We start from the raw sequence: 20,041 nt of genomic DNA on the forward strand, positions 1-20,041 counted from the left end.
GACCAGCGCCGTGCAGGGCGCCGGGTCCGGACTTCCTGACAGGTATGCCTCAGGCGGCAGCGGCTTCCGGCTTGGTGTCGACGTAGTCGTAGTACAGCGCGGTCGTGTACAGCAGGCGCATCTGCGCGCCGATCTCGCAGATCTTCAGGCAACGCTGCTGCAGCTCGGGCGTGTTCGCGTGTTCCAGCACGATCTGGTAGCCGCGTTCGCCGTGGATTTCGTCGGACACGATGTGCAGGTCGAAGAACTCCACCTCTTCGTCGGTGAAGCCGTACTTTTCGCGCAGCGTCGGGGTTTGCTTGCGATAGATCGAAGGCACCTGCGATTCCAGGCCGACCACCAGGCCGGCCACGGCCACCACCGGGTCTTCGCGCATGGCCACCGCGTAGCACCAGCTCTGCAGGCCGCGCGTGGTCGGCGACATGTTGTCGGGGCTCACCACCCGCTCACGCGTGGTGCCGCAGGCTTCGGCAAAGCGGATCAGCAGGTCGGTGTGGCGGTCGCCGCCGATTTCTTCCTCGTACATGTTGGCCAGCAGGAAGTCCTTGGCCTCGGTCATGTGGTCGGGCGTGCGGGCGTAGATATAGCCCAGGTAGTCGGCGAACGGGCCCACGTAGTGGTAGTGGTTCTCGGCCCAGCGCGCGAGGTGCTCGCGGCTCAGCGTGCCGCTGGCCCATGCCTTGCTGAACGGCGCCTGGTTGGCGCTCTTGCCTTTGATGGCGTTTTCCAGGGCGGCACGGAATTCTTCACGGTTCATCAGTTCAGCCATTTTGGGGACTCCTGTTTGTCTGCGTTCGGGGTGGAATGAATTTGTATACTTTCTACAACATCGTTCAGACGATAAAAAAACCGCGCGCACGCGGCGACTTCGGTGGTGCGAAATCAGGCGGCCGCGGCCTCCGCCGCAGCGATGCGCTGCCAGGCCACGCCTGCCAGGGCCACGTCTTCCAGGCCGACACCGACCGACTTGTAGATCACGATGTCGTCCGGTTGCCGGCGCGCCGCGCGGGTATCGGTTCCGTTCAGTAGTACATCGGCCAGTTCAACGATCTTGTCGTCGGGCAGCACGGCCTTGTCGGCCAGCACCAGGTCGCCGGCTTCGCGCAGCGACTGCGGACGCCATTCGACGACCACGGTGGCGGCGCGCGACAGCAGCGTGTCATCGAGTTCGCGGGTGTGCGGCAGGCTGGAACCGATGGCGGCCACGAACGTGCCGGGCTTGACGATGGCGCCCGAAAACAGCGGCGTGGTGGAGCGCGAGGCCGTCACGATGATGTCTGCCGCAGCGGCTGCTTCCTCGGGTTGCGCAAAGGTCACCGGGATGCCGCACTGCGCGGCCAGACGCTCGGCGGCGGCCGCATCGGCATAGGGATCGCAGACCAGGATGCGCCTGAGCGGCAACGCGGCCGACAACTGCAACGCATGCTGCACGCCCTGCGTGCCGGCGCCGAATAGTGCCAGCGTTTCGGCATCGGGACGCGCCAGCCGGCGCGCGGCCAGCACCGTGCAGGCCGCCGTGCGCAAACGCGTGATGGCGCCCGCGTCGAACGACGCCAGCGGACGTCCGTCAACCGTCGAAAACAGCAGGATGACAAACGAGAACTGACCGGCGATGGTTGTATACACCTTGGCGCCGGCTACCTGCTGGGCCGGAATGACGGCGCCCAGCGTCGAGAGCTTCACGCCGCCGGCTTCCGTGCGGATTCGTTCCTGCATGGCGGCCTCGCCGCGCCCGAAACTCTGGAAGGCTTCGAGCATCGCGGCCTGGGCATCGGCGGCCGTGACATGGCGGTCGATCATCGCGTCGGTGACATGGAGCATGGTGAAATCGTCTCGGAAGCTATTTCGGTATACAGTCTACACATAGTTTCGAAGAAAACCACAGGGTTTTCCCGGGGCGTGCGGCATGTCCGGAGTGGTGCGGAATGCGCGCAAACCGTGCTTTCAGGCCAATCTCCGCACCGATCGGGTGATTTCCCTAGGTCGCGCAGTTTTCGCTTGTTTCGAAGCGAGCACGGGATATAGTATACAAAAACAGTCGCACTACAGAATTCTTATACCGCCCCCACAAGGGCCTCCAGGAAAGGGGAGCCTCATGCAACATGCTGTTGAGATTGGCCTGGCACATTGGGTGTATCTGCTAGGCGTGGCCGTGATCGTGTTGACCATGATCCTGCGGGCCAATGTCGTGGTGCCGTCCATCGTCGGCACTTTCCTCGTGATCCTGGCCATCACCGGCAGCCCCATCAGCGCACTGGGCGGCATCTTCTCGGCAAGCCTGGTGGCGGCCAAGGAGTTGTTCAACATCTTCCTGGTGATTGCGTTCATGACGGCGCTGCTCAATGCGCTGAAGACGCTGCGGTCCGATATCCGCATGGTCGAGCCGTTCCGGGTGGTGATGAAGAACGGACACAGCGCCTACTTCATCCTGGCTGGCATCACCTATGTCATCTCGCTGTTCTTCTGGCCCACGCCGGCCGTGCCGCTGGTGTCCGCCATCCTTCTGCCCGCCGCCATTGCAGCCGGCCTGCCGCCGCTGGCGGGGGCCATGGCCATTGCCATCGCCGGCCAGGGCATGGCGCTGTCATCGGACTACGTGATCGGTGTGGCGCCGGGCATCAGCGCCAAGGCGGCCGGTGCGGCGGTGAGTGCTGCCGTGGTGGCGGACCGCGCGCTGATCCTGTCGATCATCACTGGCGCCATCGCGCTGTCGCTGGCCTACCTGTCGATGCGCCGCCATATCGTGCCGGCCAGCGGCGCGCTGCTGGATCGCTGGCAGGCCCGCGCCACCGGGGCGGACACCGCCGTGGAGGCCACCGGCACATTCGACAAGGCCGAGATCGCACGCGGCACATCGCATGAAGAGCCGCTGGCTACCGACGCGAACATCGAGCAGAGCCTGGCGATGGTGGCGCGCCGCCGTGTGAAGTGGTCCAAGTTCTTCGCCGTGCTGACGCCGCTGGCGTTCATCTGCGTGGTGACGCTGATGGTGCTGCCGAAGATCTCGTCGGGCATGCCCGACCTGAAGGGCGGCGCCGCCGCGGCATTGGTGGGCGGCGTGGCCGCGCTGCTGATGATGCTGGCGACACTGGCCGCCGAAGGCCCGCGCCGCATGCTCGACGTCTGCCCCGACCACATCACCGACGGCTTCGTGTTTGCGTTCAAGGCCATGGGATCAGTGCTGCCGATCGCGGGCTTCTTCTTCGTGGGTGCCGGCGAAACCGCCGCGCAGATCCTGGGTGTGGACGCAGGTCGCGCACCGAGCCTGCTGTTCGAACTGATCCAGGCCTACCAGCACATGATTCCGGACAACCACGTGCTGGTGGCGTTCGGCGTTCTGCTCGTGGGGATGATCACCGGCATCGACGGATCGGGCTTTGCCGGTCTGCCGCTGACCGGCACGCTGGCCGGTGCGCTGGGTCCGGTGGTCGGTTTCGATTCGGCCACGCTCGCGGCCGTGGGCCAGATGGGCGCGGTGTGGACGGGCGGCGGGACGCTGATCGCGTGGTCGTCGCTGATCGCCGTGGCCGGCTTTGCCCGTGTGCCGGTGCTCGATGCGGTGCGGGCGCTGCTGTTGCCGGTATTGGCCGGCCTGTTTGTCTCCACGATCTGCGCCATGTTCCTGTGGCGTTGAGCCGAGTCATTCCAGATTAAAGAAATCGTTATGCCGAAAGTCACCTTCCATAAGAACGGCCAGGTATTTGTCGACGAGGTCAAGCCTGAGACCAATCTCGTCGTGCGCGCCGGCATCAAGCAGTTTCCGTATCCGAACCTGCGCTACGAATGCGGCATGGGCAAATGCTCGAAGTGCGCCTGCAAGGTGCTGGCCGGCGCCGAACACCTGCCGCCGCCCAACTGGAAAGAGAAGAAGCAGCTTGGCGAGCGGCTGGACCAGGGCTTCCGGCTGGCCTGCCAGATCTGGCTGACGCACGACATCGAACTGGAACAGCCTGAAATGGTGGTTTCAGCATGTTCGTGATCCTGACCAGCAAGCCGGGCCAGTTTCGCACCGAGGCCGTGCCCGGCGTGGAACCCCGCGAAACCTGGGAATACCTGTTCTACGGGCGACCCAAGGCGATTTTCGTGATTGCCGAACTGACGGAAACGCAACAGCCGGTGAAGGTGCGCGTGATCGAGGAATCCTCCGCGCCCGACGCCGACCCCGTGATCAACCACGTGCCGACCAAATTCCTGGAGCGTTTCGACACGCTCGACGCTGCCCACGATGCGCTGCAGAAGCTGGCGCACTTCGGCAGCATGGATCTCTCGATAAGGAAACAATGATGCAGGCCGACACCGAAGCCGATGCCACCGTGACCGAACACACCGACACCCACGGCGCCGCCACGCCACAGACGCGCACCGTCGAAATCACGTTCGTGACCAACAGCGGCAAGACCGTGACCGCGCCGGAAAACAGCAATCTGCTACGTGTATCGCTGCGCGAGCAGGGCGGGATTCCATTCAAGTGCGGCGGCGGCATCTGCGGCACCTGCAAGTGCCGGATCGAGCAGGGCCTGGAACATACCGACGCCGTCAAGCCCAAGGAGCGCAAGCACCTGAATGACGACGACCTGGCCGCCGGCTATCGCATGGCATGCCAGACGTTCATCAAGGGCGACGTGGCGGTGTCGTGGGAACCGAGGACGGGGCCGCGGTAATCGAGGCCGGAAGCGGATGGAAGATGGAATGCGGGGGTGGAAAGATCCGCCCCCGCATTCGCTATTTGGTCACGGCAGCGTTCGATGTCCCCTGCGCCTGTTCCGCCCCGTAAGTCTTCGTCAGATAATCCACGATCGCCGGAATATCCTCGTCCTTCAGCGGCGCGCCGAAGGGTTTCTTCATTTTCTTGACGGTGGCGTCCCAGTACGCGCGGGTCGATGTCGATGGCTGCGTGGATACGTACTGGGCCGAATGGCAGGTCATGCAATTCTGCAGCGCCAGGTGATAACCGGGCAGCGTGCTGGGTTTGTAGCTGGCCGTTTCCTGCGGCAGCTTGATTTCCAGTGGGCGGGCATACGTTGACCCGGGCGCCGGGGCCAATGCGCAGGCGATGGCCAGCATGAAGGTGTAGTGCGGTTTCATGATTGGCCCCCTCAAACTACCAGAATGCGCGTGGATTCCACGACGTTCCGCATATATCCCGCCGGATTCCAGGTTGCCGTCAGCGGCTGGAGTTCTCCCGATCGCGTTTTGGCACGCACCCGCAAATCGAATTCTCCCTTTCGCGTCGGCTGAAAAGCGATGCTCCACTCGCGAAACGAATAACGGCCCAGGTCCTTGCCCAGTTCGGCGGAGCGCCAGTTGGCGCCGCCGTCGTCGGAAAATGCGACATCGGCGATGCCATGGCCGCCGTCGAATGCAATGCCCTTGATCACGGTGGGCTGTCCGGACCTGATAAAGCTGCCCGGCATATGGCTGGTGATAAAGGAGCGGACGTTGAACCGGCCGATCGGCACGGTGCTGGCCGGTGCGGTACCCGGTGCCACGCAGGCGCAGTCGTTGGCCGGAATACGATAGGCCGGGTTCATCCAGAAGCCCTCGAAGGGCTTGTCCAGGACCTCGATGTGCGACAGGTGCTTGACCCAGTAGGTGCCGTAATGGCCGGGCACGACCAGCCGCAGCGGGTATCCGTTCAGCATCGGCAGATCCTTGCCGTTCATGGCCCAGGCCAGCATGACCTCGCCGTCCATGGCATGGTCCATCGACAGCGCCTTGACAAAGTCAGGGCCGTTTTCAAGCGGCGGGCGGTCCAGCCCGTCGAAACTGACCTGTACGGCGCCGGCCTTGATGCCGGCCTTTTCCAGCACGGTGCGCAGCGGGATACCCGTCCAGCGCGCATTCCCCATCGCGCCATTGCCCAGTTGACCGCCATTGACGCGCGGCGAGAAATAGCCGCGGCCATTGCCCGAACACTGGTTGACCGCGACGATTTCCACGGGGTCGCCCAGCTTTCGCAAATCCTGCAGGCTCAGCGACACGGGGCGCGTCACATGGCCGTCAATATTCAGGCGATAGGTCGATGCGTCGATCGAAGTGGGAATGCCGCTCCAGTGATAACGAACGAAAAACGCGTCATTCGGCGTGATCACATTCTCGCCAAATACCTCGAATGGCGTTTCGAGTTGCGGGGGGCGGTTGGTCAGCAGGATCAGCGGCCGTTTTTGCGGAAATGCCACCAGTTCGCGATGCCCGTTTTCGAATGGCATTTCGGTGGTATTGGCCGCGGCCAAGGCGCGCGTGGCGCTAAATCCGAGCGACGCCTGCAGCGTCAGGGCAGCGCCGCCCATCAGCACGCCGCGACGCCGTGGATCGATGTCGCCTCTTGTGGGTTTCCTGGCCATTTTGTCTCCTCGCGGGCAGCCGGGATCGGCCGCTTTTTTATCGGTGTCGGAGCCGTTGAGCGTAATCGTAGTGCGCCATATTGGCGAAACAAGTTATTTCGCTATGGCTGACCGGAAAATCCGATGTGTCGAATGCAAAAGCGCCCGGATGCCATGGAGACGCGCAGGAATGCCCGGCGTCACCGGGCATGACCCGGTGCGCTGGAAAAAAGGCGGGGATTGAAACGAAAGGGGGGCCGGTCAGGTCCGCAAACTGACCATCGCCGAAATCTTCTCGGCGGCTTCCAGCAACGGCGGCAGGAACTGGTCCGTCATTTCCTGCGCACTGGTCCGATTGGCCTGGCCGCTGATGTTCAGCGCGGCGATAACCTGGCCGGTGCGGCTGCGGATGGGGGCGGCCAGCGACACCAGGCCTTCCTCGAGTTCCTGGTCGTTCTGGGCCCAGCCACGGCTGCGGATATCGGCGATCAGCGATTTCAGCGCGGCGATATCGGTGACCGTGCGGCGGGTACGCGGTTGCAGGTCCGACGCCTGCAGCACGCGGTCGAGTTCGGCGTCGTCGAGTCCGGACAGCAGCACGCGGCCCATCGACGAGCAGTAGGCCGGCAGCCGGCTGCCGATCGACAGGTTGATCGTCATGATCTTGCGGGCCGGCACGCGTAGTACATAAACGATTTCAGTGCCGTCGAGCACGGAGATCGAACAGCTTTCGTGGACCGATTGCGAGAGCGCCTCCATGACCGGCTCGGCCAGGTTCCAGAACGGCATCGAGGTCAGGTAGGCGAACCCGAGGTCCAGGATCTTGGGCGTCAGCCGGAACAGCCGGCCGTCGTTCTGCACGTAGCCCAGCCCCACCAGCGTCAGCAGGATGCGTCGCGCGCCGGCCCGGGTCAGGCCGCTCGCCTGGGCGATTTCGGTCAGCGTCTGGGCCGGATGGCTGGCGTTGAACGCGCGAATGACCGACAGGCCACGCGCAAATGACTGCACATAGCTGTCGCTCGGCTTTTCGGTCGTACCGGCGGCGGGCGCACGGGACGTAGCGGAATCGGCAGGATGCGCCATGGGGTCTGAGAAAGTTCGGAAAGCCTCGGAAAGGCCGAAAGGGTAGAGGAAATGTGCCTGCTTTGCCAGTCCGGAGCAACCTTTACCGCAGTGCCACAGGCCGCGTGGAACTATCGGGGGCACTGACGAGACGAATCTGTCTACCGCATAATGTGCGGCCGTCCGGCGCGGCAGATGCCGTCAACAAGGCGGCCACGACGGGCGGCCACGACAACAGTGTCATACAAGGGAATGGGTTCGGTGAGCGAGACAATCCAGTGGAATGATTGGGAGGCATTTTGCAGCGTGGTGGAGCAGGGCACGTTCACGGCCGCGGCCGCGGCCCTGGACTGCCCGAAATCGCGCGTGTCCGCGGCGGTGATCCGGCTGGAAACCGCCATCGGCGCCAAGCTGCTGGAACGCACCACGCGCCGCATGCGGCTGACCGATGCCGGCGGCGCCGTCTATCGCGACGTGGCGCCGCTGTTCGCCCGGCTGCGTGAAATCCGCCAGGAAACGCTGGCCCGCGAGGAACGCGTGCAGGGCATGCTGCGCATTGCCACGCCCTACGAATTCGGGGCGCAGCAGCTGGGCGGCGTCATCTGCCGCACGCTGGCCGCCCATCCGGCGCTGGATATCACGGTGGAAATTGCCCAGGGGCTGGTCGATCCGATCCGGGAAGGCTATGACATCGCCTTCGTGACCGTGGATACCGATCTGCCCGATTCCGGCACCATCGCGCGACGCATCTGGCATGTGGAGCGCGGGCTGGTGGCGGCGCCCAGCCTGGCAGCCAGCCTGCCGGCGCAGATGCAGCCCGAAGACTTGTCCAACATGCCCACGCTGGCCACGCCCGGTGCGTCGGTATGGGAATTTTCGCGCGACGGCCAGCGAATTCCGGTGCCGATCCGGCCGCGCATGCAGACGTACAACGCCGAACTGCGCATGCAGGCCGCGCTGGCGGGGCTGGGGATCGCGCGGGTGCCGATGACGGCCGCGGAAACGGAAATCGCGCAGGGCAGGCTGGTTCGGGTAATGCCCGATTACCCGTTGCCGCCGTTGAGGGTGTTTGCCTTGCTGCCTGACCGGCGGCTCCAGCCGCGCAAGGTGCGGGCCTTCATGGAAGCCATCGAATCGATGATGGGGGCGGAGCTTGACGCGCTGGGGCAGTAACTGGCCCAGCGGGGGATGCGGTACGGGGGAACGCGGGAGAGGGGGTAGGGAAGGTGGCCCGGCGGAACGCGGGGGAGCGTGCCCCGGGCCTGCTTCGCCTTTGGGGGAAAGGCGAAGCCGCTGCAGCGGGTAAGGACTTAGGCGCCTTCGCTGTACACGTCGCGCTTCTCGGTCACGCCACGGGCGCCTTCCGAGTACACATCGCGCTTGTCGGTCACCGAGCGGGCGCCTTCCGAATACACGTCACGCTTTTCGGTCACGCCACGGGCGCCGTCCAGGTACGGATCGATCTTGCGGCCGATGCTGCCGTCCAGGCGAGCCAGGTCCGACAGGGGTTGCGCAGCCTGGGCGGCGGTGGCGCCAGCCGACAGGCCGATGGCGCAGAGCAGGGAGAGGGCGAGGGTCTTCATGGTGTGCTGTTCCTACTTGTTGGCAGAGATCGCGGTGGGCCCGCGGTGGCTGTAATGTAGGCGTCGGCACGCGCACGAAAAAGGGCGAATCCTCGACAGACTGTCCAGCCGTCTGGACATTAGGGGTAAACCCTAGGGATACATTTTGTGGTACGGTGGCACGCCGCCACCGGTCAACGATGCAAGGTTAGTGGTTGCTTACACTACGCCACGGCTAACGCCGGCAATCAGCATCAGCAGGATCTGGGCAATGACGAACAGGACCAGCGGCGACATGTCGAACCCGCCCAGGCGCGGCATCACGCGCTGGATCGGCCGCAGCAGCGGCGCGGTCAGGTGCCAGATCGGGCCGGCCAGCGGCGATTGCGGATTGACCCACGACAGCACCGCCATGAGCAGCGTGACCCACATCACCATGCTGATGCCCCACTTCAGCAGGTTCAGCACGGCCAGGCCAAGGATCACGGGCAGGAACGCCAGCGGATCGGCATCGAGCACCAGCGCGCGGCACACCAGGAACGCCACGGCGGTCAGGTAGGCGGCCAGCACGGTGGCCCAGTCGATGCCGCCGAGGCCTGGGATGATGCGGCGTAGCGGGCGCACGAGCCAGTCCGTGACCTGGAACACCCCCTGCGATACCGGATTGCGCGATGGCAGGCGTGTCAGTTGCATCCACAGCCGCAGCAGCAGTGCCATGCCGAAGAGCGTAAAGACGGTATCGAGCAGGAAGAGGATGATTTCCGTGAACATCGGGCGGATTTTCCCTTGAATACGTTAGAGGGCGACAGGGTGTCGACGACCGCACAGATTCTGCCATACCCCGCTGCCCAGGCCCCGTGGAAAATAGGGGTGCAATGCGTGTCATCGCACCGGGCGCGGCCATGCCCCCCATATAATGGGCGCCTTGTCCGATACCGCACGCGCAGCCGCCTCCCCGCCCATGCCCCGCCCCGCCGCTCCCGCGAAGTCTTCGAACGATGCCAACGTATTGAGCAAGCGTGACTTCGAGGCGCTGTCCGATTTCCGGTATCAGTTGCGCCGCTTCCTGCGGTTTTCCGAGGATGCCGCGCAGGCCGAAGGCGTAACCGTGCAGCAATACCTGTTGATGCTGCATATCCGCGGCAGCCGCGACAAGAACTGGGCGTCCGTGGGCGAGCTGGCCGAGCGGCTGCAGGCGAAGCAGCACGGCGTGGTGGCGCTGGTCAACCGTTGCGAAGCGGCCGGACTGGTCACGCGCCGGACCGATCCCGACGACCGCCGCGTGGTGCAGATCCATCTGCTGGCCAAGGGCGAGCGATGCCTGAACCGGCTGGCCGCGCTGCACCGGGCCGAGCTGGAATCGCTGCGTGGCGCGTTTCGGGTGGCGCGCATCACGGCCTTCAACGACGACGAGTCCGAACGCGGCTGAGCGCCGCCTCTCCCACGTCGGGCCCGCCGCGTTACAGCCGGTTACCCATCACAATCTCCGGTGACACCTGCCGGCATGGCGCGGCACTAGACTCCCGCGCAATATCAACACGCGCACCGTCGCAGGAGTCCCCATCATGTCCATCACGATTCGCCCGGCCGCCCGCACGCTTGCACTGGCCGCCGCGGCTGCCGGAACGCTGGCGCTGGCGGGTTGCGCCGCCCCTTATGGCGCCGGCTATGGCGATGGCTATGGAACGGGCTACCAGACCGGCTACCAGACCGCCGGCTACCAGGGTGCTGGCTACCAGGGTGCCTATGGCAATGCCGGATATGGATCGGCCTACGGCACCTCGGGCACGCAGATCAGTGGCGCGCCTGCCTATCCGCAGCAGTCGTACCCGCAGCAGACTTATCCCCAGTCGTCCTACCCGCAGCAGGCCCAGCAGCCCGCCTATCCGCAGCAGCCCGGCTATGACCAGTATGGCTACCCGCAGCAGGCCCAGGGCAGCTACGACGGCACCTACGGCAACAGCGCCGGCTACAACGACCCCTACGCGGTGCGTTACGGCTGGGTGGAGTCGATCGAGCAGGTGGGCGGACAGCCGGCCAACGCCAGCGGCGTGGGCGCTGTGCTGGGCGGGGTGGCGGGTGGCCTGCTGGGGCACCAGATCGGCGGTGGTCGTGGCAACACGGTGGCCACCATCGGCGGCGCGGTGGCCGGCGCGCTGGCCGGCAACGAGGTGGAAAAGCGCACCCACACCACGCCGCCGGCATTTCGCGTGCGGGTGCGTACCAATGACAACGCCTATATGACGCTGACGCAGGCCAGCCCCTACAACCTGCGCATCGGCGACCGCGTCAAGGTGCAGAACGGCACGGCCGTGCCCTACTGACATACCGGATCGGTCGTCGACACCCAGCAACAAAAAAGCCCGGCGCCAAGGCCGGGCTTTTCTTTGGCTGTCTGGCCGATCAGGAGAGCGCGTTGGCCAGGAAGGTCAGCGCGCGGCCATGCGCCAGCGCGGCCGAACGCTGGTGGTACGACGCGCGCGCCCAGCAGTTGAAGCCGTGGTCGGCCTGGTCGTAGACAAAGACCTCGGTGCCTCGCTTGCCGGCCACGGCCTGTCGTACGTTCTCCACATCGTCGGGCTTGATATGGGCATCCAGTGCGCCGTAGTGGAACTGCACCGGCACGTTGAGGGCCGCTGCCTCCTGCAGGTTGTTCTGGATGCCGCCGCCATAGTAGGGCACCGCAGCATCCACCAGCCCGCGCGCCGCGGCCATGTACGACACCAGGCCGCCGAAGCAATAGCCTACCGCGGCCACCTTGCCGCCTTCGCCAATTTCGTTGCGCAGCGCCTCGACGGTGGCGGCGATGTCCGACACCGTGTCTTCGAGGTTCACGGCCTTGCGCAGTTCCATGGCCTTTTCCCAGTCCGGGCCGCTGTAGCCCAGCTCAACGCGTGGGGCCGAACGCCAGAACACGTCCGGGGCCAGCACCACGTAGCCGTCGGCCGCGTACTGGTCGGCCACGCTGCGGATGTGTTCGTTGACGCCGAAGATCTCCTGTACCAGCACGATGCCGGGGTTGCCGGCGGTCTTGCCGCCGGGCGGCAGGCTCAGATAGGCGTCGAAGCTGCCGTCGGCGGTGTCGATACGGATCCAGCGGCTGTTGGGCGTGGTGCTCATGTTGGAAGACTCCAGGGTTTGTCAGGGCAGGCGCGGTGGGGGCGGGCGCCGGACCCGCGCGATCCGGGGGATCGGCGAGAGACTGCCAAGTGTGCCACCGCCGCGGCAATCGTGCAGCGCGGCTGGCCGGTAGCCGACCGGCAAAAAAATATGCCGGCACCCGCGGGAGGGGTAGCCGGCATGGCGGCCGCGCCAGCGGCGCGGCACAGGACTGCTTGACTGACTGTTCATCCGCGCCGGTTACCAGCGCATCTGCACATTCTTTTCTCCAGGGCTCACCGTCGTGCGCTTGGATGTGCCCTCGTAAGTGGCCACGACCTGATAAGCGGCGCGCGGCCCCTTGATCAGGCACCGTGGGCCCGTGGCCGTGAACTCGGCCACCTGCTGGCCATTGCGCATGAGCTTCACGTTGACGTCCGACAGATATTCTCCGCGGCCGCCCTGCGTGAACAGCAGGCCCATGTCGTACTGGGACGCCTCGCTACGCATTTCGGCTTGTTCGTCGGCAGCCACGCCGCCGCAAACATAGGTGAACGGGCCGGCCGTCGACGTCTTCATGTCCGCGTGAGCGGACCCTGCCATGCCCATCGCCGCCGCAGCGGCGCCGATTGCGCACCAGACACGTACCTGTCGAGTGATCGTCGTGTTTTGCGTTTGCATCGCTTCCTCCTGCCAGGTTGACGGGATGAGCGACGGGTACCCAATGCAGGCATTGCAGCCGTGAGGCAGGTTCAGGGCAGGTACGCAGGCCTGGACGATGGCCTGTCGCGCATCCTCGGGATACGTACCTGAAGTACACACCACTGCACCTGGGGCGTCTGTCAGCGATTCACTGATCTTGCTGCGGGAAGAGTCTGGGGCGTGGCGCGAACAGCGGGCAGTTCTGCCCCTATTCGTGCGGGAAGCTCGCAAAGAGAGGCGCCGTTCACATGGCGCCCCTCTCATTCTGTGACTTGCCGGCCGGCGATCAGTAGGCCGACGACTGCTCGAATCGCGTGCGCCAGTTGTCGCTGTATGCCTTGACTACGGCGCTGTCGCCCCGGATCAGCATGCCGTTCTCCGCATTACGCTCCTGGGCCGACTTGGTGAAGTTGAACGACCCCGTGAACACGGCCTGGTCGTCGAACACCATCACCTTGTTGTGCGCGATGGCCGGTTTGGTATCGACCACCACCGGAATTCCCGCGTTCTTGAGGAAGGTGGCGCTGGTGTATCGCTCGGAAGCCTGGCTCTTGTCGACGATCACGCGCACGTCCACGCCGCGCTGGTGCGCCTCGGCCACGGCGCGGGCGATGGGCGCGCTCGTGAACGAGTAAGCCTGGATCAGCAGCTTGTGCCGCGTGCGGTTGATGGCGTCGACGATCATGTCCTGGCAGCTCGGGCCGTCCGGCACGAAACACAGCGTGTACGTGCTGCCGCTGGCGAACTGGCTGGTCTGCGCGCGCGGGGTGGTCAGCGTCTCGATGGCGCGATCGAACATCGAGCTGGTACGGGCCTGGGCGGTGCCCGCGACGGCCAGCAGGCCGAGCATGCCCGCCGTGGCAAGCCGCCTGCATTGGAGCAAGGAAGGAAACATCAGGTTACGGATGACAGGAAATCGAGGGCAGGCAGCGTAACAGGCCATGCGCCCAGTTCGCAACAGGAAACGCATGGCGGCCGGGTTGGGGAACTGCGGCGGCGCCTTGGGACTCGACCCGACTGGTGCCTATGATGAAGGCATCGTGTCGCGGCGGGGCATGCTGTGCCGCCGCATCCATCGCGAATACAAGGAGCCTCGCATGTCCGACCACACCTACAAGCTCGTCGAGATCGTCGGATCGTCACCCGATGGCAGCGACCAGGCCATCCGCAATGCACTGGCCAAGGCCGGCGAGACCATCAAGCATATCGACTGGTTCGAAGTGGTCGAAACGCGCGGCCATGTGACGGACGGCAAGGTCGGCCACTTCCAGGTCACGCTGAAGATCGGCTTCCGTGTGACCTGACGCGCAGGCCGCGCCACCCGCCGGCCCACCGCTTAATCGAACTGGTACGACCAGAGCAGGTTGATGCGCGGCGAACGGTGGCTGGCATTGGTGGGCTTGTCGCCCACGGGCTGGGCCAGCGAGACGTCCATCGTGTAGTAGCGCCGGTCCGAGAACCGCAGGCCGATGGCCAGCGACTGCAGCGTGCGGTGCGACAGCGAGACGCTGTTCGAGTACACGCGCGCCATGTCGGCGGCCAGGAACGGCTGCAGCGTCTTCAGGTACGTGAAATCCACTGCGAACAGCCGGTTCAGTTCGGCCGATGCGCCCCAGCCCTTGTCGCCCGCGATCTCGCCGGCCGGGTAGCCCAGCCCGAAGAAGCGGCCGCCAAAGCTGATCTGCTCGCTCGACGCCAGGCGGTTGCCGCTGTACTGCCCTGCCGCCGACAGCGCCATGCCGAAGCCCATCGGCAGGTCGGTGGCCTGCGACACCAGCAGCCGCGTGCGCCAGAAGCTCAGGTCGTTGAGGTTGTTCTGGCGATCGGCGCCCAGCGCATCGAAGCCCTTGTACACGCCCAGCGTGGCGCTGCGCGTCACGCCTGTGCCGCGTTGCTGGTATGACGCCTCGGCGCTGGCCACGCGCACGCTGGTCGACAGTTCCACCTGGCGGCCTGCGCCGGGCTGTACGGCCTGCGTATAGCGTTCGAACTGGTTGTTGGCATAGAAGCCGCCGGTCAGCGTCAGCGCGTGGCGGTTGTTCAGGATGACCGGGTAGCTCAGCGTGCCGCCCAGCCGTTTGGAGTCGTTCACGTAGCGCGGGTTGAAGCCGATCGGGGCCAGCATGCTGTTCTCGGGCACGCCGCGATAGTGCGACGCGGTGATCTTGCCCAGCATGCCTTCGGTGCCGAGCGGCTGGGCGTAGGTGGCGGCGTAGTACTCCTCGCTGTCGCGGCCCCTGGGGAACAGTGTGGAGAACGACAACTGCTCGCCCAGCGGTGTCAGGCTGTTGGTGGTGGCCGTGGCGATGGCGCGCACGCCCGGCGACATCCATTCGACACCCGTACCGAACGTGAACGGCTTGCGCCTGACCTCCAGCACCATGTCGCACGCGCCATCGGTGGTGGTGGGCGGCTGCACCGTGGCGTTGACCTGCATGCCGGGCTGCTGCGCCAGCACGTTGACATAGTGCTCGAAGCTCTCCTGGCGCAGCGGACGGTCCTTCTTCAGCTGGTCGGCAATCTTGCGCAGCCGCGCCTCCGCCGGCCCGGGTTTGCCCTTGACCGTGACGTTGGCCACGTAGCCTTCCACCACGGTGATCAGCACGTTGCCGTTTTCGAACGATTGCGCCGGCACGAAGGCAAACGACAGCGGATAGCCGGCGTCCTTGTACATCTGCGTGACCGACTCCGCGGCCTGCAGCAGTTCCGCGACGGTGATCTCGCGATTGGCCAGCGGGCTGAACCTGGCCGCGATCTGCTCGAACGGCAGCGTCTTCGCGCCCTCGATCTGGAAATGCCGGGGCGTAAGCCGCGAGGCCAGCAGGTTCTGCAGCGCCGAATCAGGCCGTTCCACCTGCACGGTGACATTGGATTGCGCCGGCTTGCTTGGCGCGATGCTGGGCAGCGTCTGGGTGGGATCGCCCTGCACGGGTCCGCGTTCGGCGTGGCCCAGGCCGCTATGGATGACGCCGACGCTGATCATCAGCGCGGCAACGCGATTGCGTGGTCGCATGGTCTTACCCCTCGATGGAAAACTGCATTGCGGCTATGAGGTCGCGTGCCACGGGACGGAGGGGATGCCGCTTCCCCGCCGCCCATGGGTGGCCGTGACGCTTTGCTTGGAACGGGCGCGCATGCGCCCCGTGAAACTAGTGCTTGCCGCCGATTGCGCCGGTCAGGCCGCCAACCAGCCCGCCGACGAGCCCGGTGACTGGCGCCAACGGGTTGGCGGGCTTGGTGCCCGCCGCCGTGCCGCCCGATGCGGGGGTGCTGCTGGCCGGCGCATTGCCGCCGGTCAGGCCGGCGACCAGGCCGGTGACCGGTGCCAGCGGGGTGGCGCTGCCGCCCGTGGTGCTGGCCGCCCCGCCCGTGACGCCGTTGGTGATGCCGCTGACCAGGCCAGTGACAGGCGCGAGCGGGCTTGCGCCGCCGCCACCGGTGGCGCTGCCCAGGCCGCTGGTGACAGTGCTGACCAGTCCGGTAACAGGTGCCAGCGGGCCGGACGCGCCGCCGGTGGTGCTTGTGAGGCCGCCAGTCAGGCCGCCGACCAGCCCCGTCACGGGCGCCAGCGGGCTGCCCGCCGCACCGCCGGCCGGGTTGTTCACCACGCCGCCAAGCGATGCCACCGTCGTGCCGGTGCCCGTGACAATGCCGCCCACGCCGGACACGACCGGCGTATTCGTATGGGTCAGTTGCGTGCCCGCCGTGGCCAGCGCACCGCCGACGGTCGCCAGCAGGTTGTTGACGGGCTGGCCCAGGCCGGTGGCGGCGCCCAGTGTCTGCGTGCCGCTGGTCAGTGTGGAAGTCAGCGGCACGATGGCCTTGCTGACGCCGCTGGTCAGCTGTTCCACGGGGCCGCTCGACAGCGCAGTCCCCAACTGGCCGCCGACATTGTTGACGGCACCGCCCACTTGCGAGACCACGCCGCCCAGCGGCGTCGTCACGGCGGCGAGCGGTGCCAGCGGCCCGCTGCCCAGGCCGCTGACCGCGCTGCCGGCATGGCTGACGGCGTTGCCCAGGTCGCTCACCACGCCGCCGGTGCTGGCCACCGTGGTGCCCACCGGATTCGTGGCGTTGGGCATATTGCCCAGGCCCGACTGCACGCCGGTGCCGAGCACGCTGACCGCGTCGCCCACCGAACTCACCACGCCAGCCAGGCCATCCTTGGTCTGCGCCGGCACCACTGGCACGTTCGCGTCCTTGATCGCATCGCCCACGCCGCCGACCGTGCTGCCCACGCCGGTGACGATGCCGCCCGCGTTGCTGACGATGGCGCTGGTGGGCGTCAGCGCAGCGGTGCCACCACCACCACCGCCACCGTTGTTGTTGTTTCCGCCGCCGCCGCCGCCACCGTTGTTGTTCGTGCCACCGTTGTTGGCGGCGTCAGTGCCACCGGTTCCGCCGGTGCCGCTGGTATTGGCCGCGTTGCCGGTGCCGGCCGAGCTGCCGGTGCCGCTGGTACCCATCGACGTCGAACCGCTGCCGCTGGCGCAGCCCGCCAGCACCAGCATGGACCCCATCAATACCGTCACGACCAGTTGCTTTGCGGAATGTTCTTGTGTGCGCATGACCTTTTTCCTTTTTTTAATGTTCCCGACCCTGGTTCACGTATCGCATGCCGCTTCGTTGCGAGGGCTTGCGTGACGTGCCGTGGCTGCGCTGTATTGCGCAAGCGGTGTGCCAGTGACGCCGGCCATTGCCGGCCACGCCATGCCAAAGCAGGGGGTGCGGTGCGCAAACGCCCGTGTGGCAAGGCTTTGCGGCAAATGGATCAAACGCGCGCATGAAGCGCGCGGTGGTGGCGCGGCCCGTGTTTGGCGTTACGCGTTACGTAACGTCGCGTGACATGTGCGGTGACATGGCCGTGCCACGGCGCCTGTCCTGGCCTCGTGCCCGGGGCCGTCTGGCGTAACGCCCGCCGGGAACACGTTACGTAGCACGTAACACCACAACGCCGTCCCGCACGACGCATCCAGCGGCGCGCGCAGCCACCGGCCTGCATCCCCGAAAGCCTTGCGCCACAACGGGTTCCAGCCCTGCAGTCCCCCGCATCCAGCGCCCGTATCGAACATGCGATTGACGCTGGCACACCGTTTGCGCTATCGGTCCGCAGCCACGCCAGACGAACCAGATCGCCGACCGGGTCGCGGCGAAGCGCGTGCGCAGCGCGGACATGAAGACAGCGGACTCGCAAAGAACAAACTCAGGAGATCAGGACATGCATGCAACCAAGCAGACGCGCCCCCTCAACGTGATGGCGATTGCCTGTGCCGCAGCGGTGACGTTGCTGGCGGGCTGCGCCTCGGGCGCTTCCAGCGGCGGGGCCAATCCGTCCACGCCGTCCCCGCCGACCAATCCGGGGACGACGAATCCGCAGCCCACCGCCGAAACCACGCCCACGGCCAAGGTGGTGGAAGGCGCGGGCGGCGCCGTGGTATCCACCGGCAACGCGGTGAGCCAGATCGGCCAGCAGATCAAGGACACCAGCTTGCCGCTGGTACCGGCGACGGCGAAGAACGCGACCGGCGATGTGGTGATCCAGACCGGCGAGACCGTTGCCACGCTCGGCGCGGGGGTGCGCGATGGCCTGGGCCAGATTGGCGCGGTGGACAACCCGGTGGGCGTGACCGTTGCCAACACCGGCAATGTCGTGACGCAGGCCGGCGCCACGGTGGTCAGCACGGGCAGCCTCGTCAAGGCGCTGGGCAGCGACCAGTTGTCGCCGCTGGCGCCCGTGACCAATCCCGCCGGCGGCGTGGTGCAGACCGTGGGGGCAGGGGTGATGAGCCTCGGCGGCAAGCTGGGCGACGCGCTGTCCACCGGGCCGGTCGCGCAACTGACGGACAGCACCAGCAAGGCCATCGTGCCGCTGACCACGCAGTTGACCAACGCCACGCAGACCGTAGGCGCGGCGACGGGCCTGGGCGCGCCGGTAAACAACCTGCTGACCCAGGTCGGCAACACGGTGGCCACGGCGGGCAGCATGATCGCCAACACCAACACGCCGGTGGTGTCGCCGCTCGGCGGCGTCGTCAACGAAGCGGGCAAGACGGTGGCGGTGGCAGGTGTGCTGCTCAACGGCAATGGCAGCGCCGGCGGCAATCCGCTCGGTGGGCTGCTGAACAACCTGCCCCTGAACGCGGCCGCTGGCGGCACATCGGGCACCAATCCCCTGGCGCCTGTGACCGGCCTGCTCGGCACGGTGGGCGGCGCGGCAGGTGGCGGCTCGGGTGGCAGCAATCCGCTGGCGCCGGTCACGGGCCTGCTGGGCACGGTCACCGGCGGACTGACCAGCGCGGCCAGCGGCGCCGGCTCGTCCAGCGGCAGCAGTGCGCTGGCGCCTGTCACCGGCCTGCTCGGCGGGCTGACGCACCATTGATCTGAAATACAACGCGGAAGGCGTCGGGACTTTCCCTGTCAACCGCCCCGGCTAATTTACGGTGCGCTGTCGTCCTTACCCCGCGCGGCGCATCCTTTTATTTCGTGCCGTGAGGCCGCCCTGCATGACTGCGTGCAGGGCGCCGCACGGCACGCTTCATTTGTTGCGCGCTCTTTAACAATTCGAATGATTTCATTCCGATGGAGGAAGGCGGCCGCATTGTTTCAAACGTCTGTCCTACTTTAAGCTGGGACAACCATTAGCCCGAATGGGGGGTATGGTTGAAACAAAGCCTGTCTTATAAATGTATCCACCAGCGCAAAAATCACAATAACGCCACAGTGGCAGTTCATACAGATGGCAGTCGGATCGGGGTCAGGAGCGTATTGCTGGGGATCCATGCAGGGGTTACGCACTTTCGGGAGTGAACATCATGCAAAAAAATCTGGCGCGTCATCGCAAGACCCAACGCGGCGCCACTGCCATCGAGTATGGCCTGATCGTAGGCCTGATTGCTTTAGGCATCGTCGTGGGCGCACAGGCCCTCGGCACAGGTATCAGCGACGGCTTCACTACCCTTGCCGCCCGGGTCACCACCATGTTCGCGAAGAACAACGGCAGCTGACCTGCCGACAGACTCCAACTGACCATCCGGAAAGCATAAGCGGCGTCCGTGCATCGCTCACGGCGTCTTTCATGCTGACCTGACGTCTCCAGACCATTTACCAGAGCACCGTGCTGGCGGCCATGCCAGCCGCGGCGGGCGTCTTCGTGCCCGCCGGAACGCAGTGGCAGAAGTGGTGGCGGTAGGCACTGGCCGCGGGCAGGGCTATGGACGGCCGGGCAAGATCGGTAAGAGTGGTTCCAAGTCGCGTAACGTAGTACGGCACAGCCCGGTGGGGCACGCCGCAGCG

The 20,041-nt window shown here is 65.9% G+C and carries 22 protein-coding genes; 10 read left to right on the plus strand and 12 right to left on the minus strand.

Translation table 11 applies throughout. The annotated features are described in order from the left end of the window. Positions 1–49: 49 nt before the first annotated feature. Entirely contained in the window at positions 50–769 is a 720-nt protein-coding gene (locus D9X30_RS13940; protein WP_029050817.1) for an iron-containing redox enzyme family protein, read from the minus strand. A 113-nt stretch (positions 770–882) separates the two neighbouring features. After that, complete coding sequence (locus D9X30_RS13945; RefSeq protein WP_153949836.1) at positions 883–1,821, minus strand: ornithine cyclodeaminase family protein; 939 nt, start codon at positions 1,819–1,821, stop codon at positions 883–885. A 274-nt stretch (positions 1,822–2,095) separates the two neighbouring features. On the opposite strand from D9X30_RS13945, the gene D9X30_RS13950 reads away from it, so the two are divergent. The 4 genes from D9X30_RS13950 to D9X30_RS13965 are packed head-to-tail and all read left to right on the plus strand — an operon-like array spanning position 2,096 to position 4,661. Continuing rightward, positions 2,096–3,634 (plus strand): hypothetical protein, encoded by a 1,539-nt coding sequence (locus D9X30_RS13950; RefSeq protein ID WP_153949835.1) that lies wholly within the window; start codon positions 2,096–2,098, stop codon positions 3,632–3,634. Positions 3,635–3,664: 30 nt separating this feature from the next. Beyond that, positions 3,665–3,979 carry a 2Fe-2S iron-sulfur cluster-binding protein gene (locus tag D9X30_RS13955; RefSeq protein WP_153949834.1) on the plus strand — a complete coding sequence of 105 codons (315 nt, stop codon included), beginning with the start codon at positions 3,665–3,667 and terminating at the stop codon, positions 3,977–3,979. After that, entirely contained in the window at positions 3,970–4,284 is a 315-nt protein-coding gene (locus D9X30_RS13960) for a ferredoxin (protein ID WP_153949833.1), read from the plus strand. Before D9X30_RS13955 ends, D9X30_RS13960 begins: the two co-directional genes overlap by 10 nt. A 29-nt stretch (positions 4,285–4,313) precedes the next feature. Next, positions 4,314–4,661: a 2Fe-2S iron-sulfur cluster-binding protein gene (locus D9X30_RS13965; protein ID WP_249640965.1), complete on the plus strand. Its 348-nt coding sequence runs from the start codon at positions 4,314–4,316 to the stop codon at positions 4,659–4,661. A gap of 61 nt (positions 4,662–4,722) precedes the next feature. Here the strand turns inward: D9X30_RS13965 and sorB are convergent, their stop codons facing one another. The 3 genes from sorB to D9X30_RS13980 all read right to left on the minus strand — a co-directional run bounded on the left by sorB (position 4,723) and on the right by D9X30_RS13980 (position 7,406). After that, the gene (gene sorB, locus D9X30_RS13970) at positions 4,723–5,064 is read right to left on the minus strand and encodes a SorB family sulfite dehydrogenase c-type cytochrome subunit (RefSeq protein WP_153949832.1); all 342 of its coding nucleotides are present in this window, start codon (positions 5,062–5,064) and stop codon (positions 4,723–4,725) included. Positions 5,065–5,096: 32 nt separating this feature from the next. Beyond that, entirely contained in the window at positions 5,097–6,344 is a 1,248-nt protein-coding gene (gene sorA / locus D9X30_RS13975; protein ID WP_502799635.1) for a SorA family sulfite dehydrogenase catalytic subunit, read from the minus strand. Between the two features lie 240 nt (positions 6,345–6,584). After that, a complete protein-coding gene (locus D9X30_RS13980; protein WP_153949831.1) occupies positions 6,585–7,406 on the minus strand; it encodes an IclR family transcriptional regulator in 822 nt (273 codons plus the stop codon). A gap of 240 nt (positions 7,407–7,646) precedes the next feature. On the opposite strand from D9X30_RS13980, the gene D9X30_RS13985 reads away from it, so the two are divergent. Next, a complete protein-coding gene (locus D9X30_RS13985; protein WP_249640960.1) occupies positions 7,647–8,558 on the plus strand; it encodes a LysR family transcriptional regulator in 912 nt (303 codons plus the stop codon). A 137-nt stretch (positions 8,559–8,695) separates the two neighbouring features. Here D9X30_RS13985 and D9X30_RS13990 read toward each other — a convergent pair whose 3' ends face one another. Then, positions 8,696–8,968, minus strand: a complete 273-nt coding sequence (locus D9X30_RS13990; RefSeq protein WP_153949830.1) for a hypothetical protein — start codon at positions 8,966–8,968, stop codon at positions 8,696–8,698. Positions 8,969–9,166: 198 nt separating this feature from the next. Next, positions 9,167–9,718: a YggT family protein gene (locus D9X30_RS13995; RefSeq protein ID WP_153949829.1), complete on the minus strand. Its 552-nt coding sequence runs from the start codon at positions 9,716–9,718 to the stop codon at positions 9,167–9,169. Positions 9,719–9,908: 190 nt separating this feature from the next. Between D9X30_RS13995 and D9X30_RS14000 the strand changes: the two genes are divergently transcribed. Then, the gene (locus D9X30_RS14000) at positions 9,909–10,376 is read left to right on the plus strand and encodes a MarR family winged helix-turn-helix transcriptional regulator (RefSeq protein ID WP_153949828.1); all 468 of its coding nucleotides are present in this window, start codon (positions 9,909–9,911) and stop codon (positions 10,374–10,376) included. A 136-nt stretch (positions 10,377–10,512) separates the two neighbouring features. Then, a complete protein-coding gene (locus D9X30_RS14005) occupies positions 10,513–11,271 on the plus strand; it encodes a glycine zipper 2TM domain-containing protein (RefSeq protein ID WP_153949827.1) in 759 nt (252 codons plus the stop codon). A 79-nt stretch (positions 11,272–11,350) separates the two neighbouring features. Here the strand turns inward: D9X30_RS14005 and D9X30_RS14010 are convergent, their stop codons facing one another. The 3 genes from D9X30_RS14010 to D9X30_RS14020 all read right to left on the minus strand — a co-directional run bounded on the left by D9X30_RS14010 (position 11,351) and on the right by D9X30_RS14020 (position 13,643). Beyond that, on the minus strand, positions 11,351–12,067 hold the full coding sequence (locus tag D9X30_RS14010; RefSeq protein WP_153949826.1) for a dienelactone hydrolase family protein: 717 nt from the start codon (positions 12,065–12,067) through the stop codon (positions 11,351–11,353). A 240-nt stretch (positions 12,068–12,307) separates the two neighbouring features. Beyond that, positions 12,308–12,727, minus strand: a complete 420-nt coding sequence (locus D9X30_RS14015) for a hypothetical protein (protein WP_153949825.1) — start codon at positions 12,725–12,727, stop codon at positions 12,308–12,310. Between the two features lie 307 nt (positions 12,728–13,034). Next, positions 13,035–13,643 carry a phospholipase D family nuclease gene (locus D9X30_RS14020; protein WP_194946593.1) on the minus strand — a complete coding sequence of 203 codons (609 nt, stop codon included), beginning with the start codon at positions 13,641–13,643 and terminating at the stop codon, positions 13,035–13,037. A 202-nt stretch (positions 13,644–13,845) separates the two neighbouring features. On the opposite strand from D9X30_RS14020, the gene D9X30_RS14025 reads away from it, so the two are divergent. Further along, positions 13,846–14,052 carry a dodecin gene (locus D9X30_RS14025; protein ID WP_029050801.1) on the plus strand — a complete coding sequence of 69 codons (207 nt, stop codon included), beginning with the start codon at positions 13,846–13,848 and terminating at the stop codon, positions 14,050–14,052. Positions 14,053–14,084: 32 nt separating this feature from the next. Here D9X30_RS14025 and D9X30_RS14030 read toward each other — a convergent pair whose 3' ends face one another. Both D9X30_RS14030 and D9X30_RS14035 read right to left on the minus strand, forming a co-directional pair. Next, complete coding sequence (locus tag D9X30_RS14030) at positions 14,085–15,761, minus strand: ShlB/FhaC/HecB family hemolysin secretion/activation protein (RefSeq protein WP_153949823.1); 1,677 nt, start codon at positions 15,759–15,761, stop codon at positions 14,085–14,087. A 136-nt stretch (positions 15,762–15,897) separates the two neighbouring features. Then, entirely contained in the window at positions 15,898–17,316 is a 1,419-nt protein-coding gene (locus D9X30_RS14035; protein ID WP_153949822.1) for a collagen-like triple helix repeat-containing protein, read from the minus strand. A 650-nt stretch (positions 17,317–17,966) separates the two neighbouring features. On the opposite strand from D9X30_RS14035, the gene D9X30_RS14040 reads away from it, so the two are divergent. Together D9X30_RS14040 and D9X30_RS14045 are read left to right on the plus strand one after the other, a co-directional pair. After that, on the plus strand, positions 17,967–19,127 hold the full coding sequence (locus tag D9X30_RS14040; RefSeq protein WP_153949821.1) for a collagen-like triple helix repeat-containing protein: 1,161 nt from the start codon (positions 17,967–17,969) through the stop codon (positions 19,125–19,127). 433 nt (positions 19,128–19,560) lie between these two features. Next, positions 19,561–19,752 (plus strand): Flp family type IVb pilin, encoded by a 192-nt coding sequence (locus tag D9X30_RS14045; protein WP_153949820.1) that lies wholly within the window; start codon positions 19,561–19,563, stop codon positions 19,750–19,752. Positions 19,753–20,041 lie beyond the last annotated feature (289 nt).

It is taken from the genome of Cupriavidus sp. U2, from assembly GCF_009663685.2.
Classification (GTDB): domain Bacteria; phylum Pseudomonadota; class Gammaproteobacteria; order Burkholderiales; family Burkholderiaceae; genus Cupriavidus; species Cupriavidus necator_C.